Genomic DNA, 5,833 nt, shown 5'->3' with positions numbered 1-5,833 from the left:
TTGCCGTTTGCCGTTTGCCGTTTGCCGTTTGCCGTTTGCCGTTTGCCGTTTGCCGTTTGCCGTTTGCCGTTTGCCGTGCGGGGCGCTGACACTCAGGCGCGGGCGGTAGCCCCGTCGGGCAGCGCGTCGCGGCTGGCGTAACGCGAGGCAATCACCGAGCACACGATCAGTTGCAACTGGTGGTAGACCATCAGCGGCAGCACCAGCAGGCCCAGCGCCGGATGGCCGGCAAACAGGATCTTGGCCATCGGGATGCCGTTGGCCAGGCTTTTCTTGGAGCCGCAGAACACCGCGGTGATCTCATCTTCCACCGAGAAGCCGAGGCGGCGCGCCGTGAAGGTGGTGGTGGCCAGGATCACCACCAGCAGCACGGCGGCGAGCGCCATGACGGCCCCGATGGTTTCCCAGCTGTACTTGTGCCACAGGCCGGCGGCGGTGGCGTCGCAGAACGACGAATACACGATCAGCACGATCACGCCGCGGTCGATCTTGTTGGTGATCTGCTTCTTCTTGGCCAGCCAGCTGCCGATCAGCGGGCGGGCCAGCTGGCCGAGCGCGAACGGCAGCAGCAGTTGCAGCGCCACGCCGGTCAGCGCCTTGCCCAGCGGCATCGAGGCGCCGCTGGCGCTGATCACCAGGCCCATCAAAAGCGGCGTGACGGCCATGCCGATCAGGCCCGAGATGGTGGCATTGAAGATCGCGCCGGGCACGTTGCCGCGCGCCATCGAGGTCATCGCCACGGACGACGACACGGTGGACGGCAGCGCGCACAGGTAGAACACGCCCAGCAGCAGCTCGGCGGGCAGCATGTTGCGCAGGCCAAACATCAACGCCAGCCCGACCACCGGGAAGACGATGTAGGTGAAGCTCTGCACGAACGCATGCAGGCGCCAGTGGCGCGCGCCGGCCACCAGCTTGTCGCGCGACAGCGCGGCGCCGTGCAGGAAGAACACCAGGGCCACGCCCAGGTTGGTGACCATGCCCAGGTGCAGCGGGCCGTCGCCGGCGCCGATTTGCGGGGCCAGCAGCGCGATGCCGATGGCGCTCAGCATGATCAATACGAACCCGTCGATCAGGTCGTAGATTTTCTTGAAGGGTGAGAGGATGGCGGACATGACAGCAAGGTTGGATAAGGGCTTCGCCTGGTATTGGACGCCACCGAAGCCTAGAATGCAAATTCATTTATCGCATCCATTCATCTCATAAACGCATGAATTACACATTGCGCCAGTTGCGCGTCTTCCTCGCTGTGGTCGGGCATGGCAGTTTCAGCCGTGCCGCGGACGCTGTTGGCCTGACGCAGCCCGCGGTCAGCCGGGGTGTTGCCGAGCTGGAAGAGGCACTTGGCGTGCGCTTGCTCGACCGCACCACGCGGGAGGTGGTGGTGACCGACGCGGGGCAGGCCCTGGCGCCTGCCATCGAGCGCCTGCTTGGCCAGCTGGACGATACGCTGGAAGAAACGCGTCAGCTTGGAGAGCGCTATCGTGGCCGGGTCGTGATTGCCAGCGCACCCACGATCTCCGCGCGGCTGATGCCGCTGTATGTGTCGACCTGCGCGCGCCAGTATCCGGATATCCGCCTCAGCGTGCGCGACAACGTGCAGGCCGATGGCCTCGAACAGATCCGCGCGGGGGCTGTGGACTTTGGCGTATTGATCGATCCGTTGGCGCATGAAGGCTTGACCATCGCGCCGCTGGCCACCGATCCGTTTTGCTTCGTGTGCCGGCGTGATCACCCGCTGGCCAATGCCGACTCGGTGCCGTGGTCCGCGCTGGACGGCATACCGCTGGTGCTGCTGGATTTCGCCTCGGGCAGCCGGCCCCTGATCGACCGCATTTTCGCCAGCCATGGCGTGGCGCCCAGCGTGGTGCAGGAGCTGGGGCATTCAGCCAGCGTGTTTGGCATGGTCGAGGCCGGCATCGGCGCTTCGGTCCTGCCCTCGTTCTCGCTGCCGTTGCCGGCGGCCTCTCCTCTGGTCTGGCGGCCGCTCACGCCGCGCGAGGAGCGGCGCATCGTCATGGTCTGCCGGGAAGACCGCTCCCTGTCGCCCTCGGCCGCCGCCGTGTGGCAGATGGTACAGAGCCTGCCATTGCCGGCCGAACCGGCCATGCCGCAATGACGGGCGCCCGCCTGGCCTAGCGGTCTGGCGGCTTAACGGCTTAACGGCTTAGCGGCTTAACGGCTTAACGGCTTAACGGCTTAACGGCTTAGCCGCGCGTCGCCGTGACCATCACCGCTTCCAGTGCAAAGCTGCCGTCGGCCTTGACGAGGTAGTGGTCGCGTACTTCCGCCGGCGCCAGTTGCCACAGGTGCTGGATGGCGGCTACCGCCACGGGCGGCGTGCGCATGCGCTGCACCCAGGTGGCGAACTCCAGCTCGATGCGCCAGGCCGGCGAAACGCTGGCCGTGAAGCCCGCCGTCTCCAGCATCGCTTTCCACTCGGTACCGGTGTAGTCACGGATATGCGACGGGTCGCGCAGCAACTCCACCGATTGCAGCCAGGTGTCGGGTAGCGGGTCGTCCGAGCCGGCGATATCGATCAGCACGACCTTGCCGCCCGGCTTGAGCACCCGGTACATCTGCGCCAGCGCCGCCGGCACATTGCGCCAGTGGTGCGCGCTCATGCGCGAGATCACCGCGTCAAAGCTGGCATCGTCGAAGGGCAGCGATTCCGCGGCGCCCTGGCGGGTGTGGATGTTCGCCAGCCCCTTGTCGCGCGCCGCGCCTTGCACGACTGCCAGCATTTCCGCGGACAGATCGTAAGCCGTCACTTGCGCTGCGACCCCCGCTGCGGCAAAGCTGGCGTGGCCCGCGCCGCATCCCAGGTCGAGCACCTGCGCCGCCGGCAGCACCGCCAGTTCCTGTGCAAGCTGCTGCAGGTCCGCGCCCTGGGCGTGGACCGCGCTGGTGAGGTAGGCGCTGGCGGTGGCGCCGAACTGGGCGGCAACGAGTTCTTGTTGTTGCATGTGGCACTCCTGGCGGCAATGGCCGCTAGTGGGTTCTGGTGACCGGGGACCTTTGGATTGGTCACGGGGGCTTGCCCGCACAACGGGTTCGACGTACTGTAGCAGCCTGTTTTCCCGGTACAAGTCAGGGTTTTATCCTGGTATAAAACGCACCAGCTTTTGCCTGGCTATCTGCATTGCCCGCTCAGCCCTCCATGACAGAATACGCGCCCCCCGATCCCGCCAGGCCACACGAACTCACGCGCGAAGCCGTGCTGGGCCGCTTCCTGCGGGCGCACCGCGAGCGCCTGGCCCCGGCCGAAGTCGGCCTGGCCCCCGGCCGGCGGCGGCGCACGCCGGGCTTGCGCCGCGAGGAGCTGGCGCAGCTCGCCGGCCTGAGCGCGACCTGGGTGACGTGGCTGGAACAGGGCCGGCCGGTGGCGCTATCGGCCCGCGCGCTGGCCAGCCTGGCAGGCGCACTGCGGCTGTCGCGCGCGGAACGGGCCTACCTGTTCGAGCTGGCTGGACGGCGCGACCCTATGCAGGCGCAGGACGAACACGCGCCGGCAGCAGTCCTCGCCAGCGTGGAGGCCATCAACGGCCCGGCTTACCTGCTGGACCGGCAATGGAGCGCGCTAGCCTGGAATGCCGCCGCCGCCGACCTGTTCGTGGGCTGGCTCGATCCCGCCAGCGAAGACCGCAACCTGCTGCGCAGCATGTTTTTATCGCCGGGTTTGCAGGCATTGGTGGAGGACTGGCCGCACCGGGCGGCGCGGCTGGTGTCGGAGTTTCGCGCGCACAGCATCCGCCATGCCGACGATCCGCCGATGCGCGCGCTGGTGGAGGGGCTCATTGCGCAGAGCCCGGTGTTCCGGGCCGACTGGCTGTCGCAGGATGTGGAAGAGCGGCAGGGCGGGCGCCGCGGCTTTCAGCATCCATTGCGCGGGCTGTTGCATTTCGAGCAGCTCACGCTGGTGCCGGCCGCCGCGCCGGGCCTGACGCTGGTGATGCTGATGCCGGCGTGAAACCTGCCGGCAAAGGCCAGGACGGCGTTACTTCGGCTGCATGCGGATGGCGCCGTCGAGCCGGATCACTTCGCCGTTGAGCATGGTGTTGGCAATGATGGATTCCACCAGCTTCGCGTACTCGGCCGGGCGCCCCAGGCGTGGCGGGAACGGCACCATCTTGCCGAGCGCGTCCTGCACCTCCTGCGGCATGCCCAGCAGCATCGGCGTCTCGAACAGCCCCGGGGCAATCGTCATGCAGCGCACGCCGTCGCGCGACAGGTCGCGCGCGATGGCCAGCGTCATGGCGACCACGCCACCCTTGGAGGCCGCGTAGGCGGCCTGCCCGATCTGGCCGTCGAAGGCCGCCACCGACGCTGTATTGATGATCACGCCACGCTCGCCTTGCGCGTCGGGCGTGTTCTGCACCATGGCCGCGGCAGCCAGCCGGATCATGTTGAAGGTGCCGATCAGGTTGACGCGGATGGTCTTGTCGAAGGCGTCGAGCGGGTGCGGGCCGTTCTTGCCCACCGTCTTGTTGGCGGTGGCAATGCCGGCGCAATTGACCAGTCCGGCCAGGCGGCCCAGCGTGGTGGCTGCCGCCACGGTGGCTTGCCCGTCGGCCTCGCTGCTGACGTCGCAGCGCACGAACTTCCCGCCCAGCTCGGCGGCCAGCGCGGTGCCGGCGGCTTCGTTAAGGTCGGCGATCACAACCTTGCCGCCCGCGGCGGCCAGCATGCGGGCGCTGCCCTCGCCGAGCCCGGAGGCGCCGCCGGTGACGATAAATACGTTGTCGCGGATTTCCATCTTTGTCTTCCTCGCTTGGATGTGTGGTCTTCTGGTTTTCTGGCGCTGCAGATACGGCATGTTGGCATAACGTTTACGTAAACGTCAATTCGGCAGTGCCATCAAGGCGGACGGCGGCGGCAATAAAAAAGGCGACCCGAGGGTCGCCTTTTCCACCTGCAGCGCCGGATGCGCGTGGCTTACTTCAGTGCTTCGAACACACGCGAAGTGATGTCTTCCACGCTGCCAACGCCCGCGATCTTGCGGTACTGCGGCGGTGCCACCTTGGCGGCGGCGTCGCCATTGGCGGCCCACTTGGAGTAGTAATCCACCAGCGGACGGGTCTGCTGGGAGTAGACGTCGAGGCGCTTCTTGACGGTCTCTTCCTTGTCGTCGTCGCGCTGGATCAGCGCTTCGCCGGTGGTGTCGTCCACGCCTTCCACCTTGGGCGGGTTGTACTTGACGTGGTAGGTGCGGCCCGATGCCACGTGCACGCGGCGCCCGCTCATGCGCTCGATGATGGCATCGAAGGGCACGTCGATTTCCAGCACGTAGTCGATCGCCACGCCGGCTTCCTTCATGGCCTCGGCCTGCGGAATGGTGCGCGGGAAGCCATCGAACAGATAGCCGTCCTTGCAATCGGCCGCCTGCAGGCGGTCCTTGACCAGGCCGATGATGATGTCGTCCGACACCAGGCCACCTGCGTCCATCACCTTCTTGGCGGCCACGCCTAGCGGCGTGCCAGCCTTCACCGCGGCGCGCAGCATGTCGCCAGTGGAGATTTGGGGGATGCCGAACTTCTCGCAGATGAACTGGGCTTGCGTGCCTTTGCCGGCGCCAGGTGCGCCCAACAGGATCAAACGCATTACGGGTCCTCAGAGTTTTGAATCTTGTATGGCAGGGGGAATGGAAGGAGGGTAACGCCGAAACTTGACGCGAGGCTTACCAACGCCGTCGGGACGGCGCGCCTCAGGTCGGAGTCTGGTCTGTTGACGGCCGGCACGCTGACGCCTCTGCCGCTGGCGGCGGGCGGGTACCGATCGGGCTCACTTTTCATCTCCCCACCGAGCCTTGGCCGGGCGCCCCGGCGCCCGCCGG

At 66.9% G+C, this 5,833-nt stretch carries 6 protein-coding genes; 2 read left to right on the top strand and 4 right to left on the bottom strand.

From position 1 onward, the window contains the following. Positions 1 to 92: 92 nt before the first annotated feature. Positions 93 to 1,115: a bile acid:sodium symporter family protein gene (locus tag AC1RWI_RS20345; RefSeq protein WP_043344030.1), complete on the bottom strand. Its 1,023-nt coding sequence runs from the start codon at positions 1,113 to 1,115 to the stop codon at positions 93 to 95. A gap of 95 nt (positions 1,116 to 1,210) precedes the next feature. Between AC1RWI_RS20345 and AC1RWI_RS20340 the strand changes: the two genes are divergently transcribed. Beyond that, positions 1,211 to 2,119, top strand: coding sequence for a LysR family transcriptional regulator (locus AC1RWI_RS20340; RefSeq protein WP_043344033.1), 909 nt, complete (start codon positions 1,211 to 1,213; stop codon positions 2,117 to 2,119). 88 nt (positions 2,120 to 2,207) lie between these two features. Here AC1RWI_RS20340 and AC1RWI_RS20335 read toward each other — a convergent pair whose 3' ends face one another. After that, positions 2,208 to 2,966: a class I SAM-dependent methyltransferase gene (locus AC1RWI_RS20335; RefSeq protein ID WP_492868306.1), complete on the bottom strand. Its 759-nt coding sequence runs from the start codon at positions 2,964 to 2,966 to the stop codon at positions 2,208 to 2,210. A gap of 194 nt (positions 2,967 to 3,160) precedes the next feature. On the opposite strand from AC1RWI_RS20335, the gene AC1RWI_RS20330 reads away from it, so the two are divergent. Next, the gene (locus tag AC1RWI_RS20330) at positions 3,161 to 3,970 is read left to right on the top strand and encodes a helix-turn-helix transcriptional regulator (RefSeq protein ID WP_043344037.1); all 810 of its coding nucleotides are present in this window, start codon (positions 3,161 to 3,163) and stop codon (positions 3,968 to 3,970) included. A 27-nt stretch (positions 3,971 to 3,997) separates the two neighbouring features. Here the strand turns inward: AC1RWI_RS20330 and AC1RWI_RS20325 are convergent, their stop codons facing one another. Continuing rightward, a complete protein-coding gene (locus AC1RWI_RS20325) occupies positions 3,998 to 4,756 on the bottom strand; it encodes a 3-hydroxyacyl-CoA dehydrogenase (protein ID WP_043344040.1) in 759 nt (252 codons plus the stop codon). A gap of 179 nt (positions 4,757 to 4,935) precedes the next feature. Next, positions 4,936 to 5,601: an adenylate kinase gene (gene adk, locus AC1RWI_RS20320; protein WP_043344041.1), complete on the bottom strand. Its 666-nt coding sequence runs from the start codon at positions 5,599 to 5,601 to the stop codon at positions 4,936 to 4,938. Between the last annotated feature and the right edge of the window lie 232 nt (positions 5,602 to 5,833).

This window comes from Cupriavidus sp. MPR-AND1C (assembly GCF_058809705.1).
Note: the sequence above shows the minus strand (reverse complement) of the source record. Positions and strands in the feature narration are given on the sequence as shown.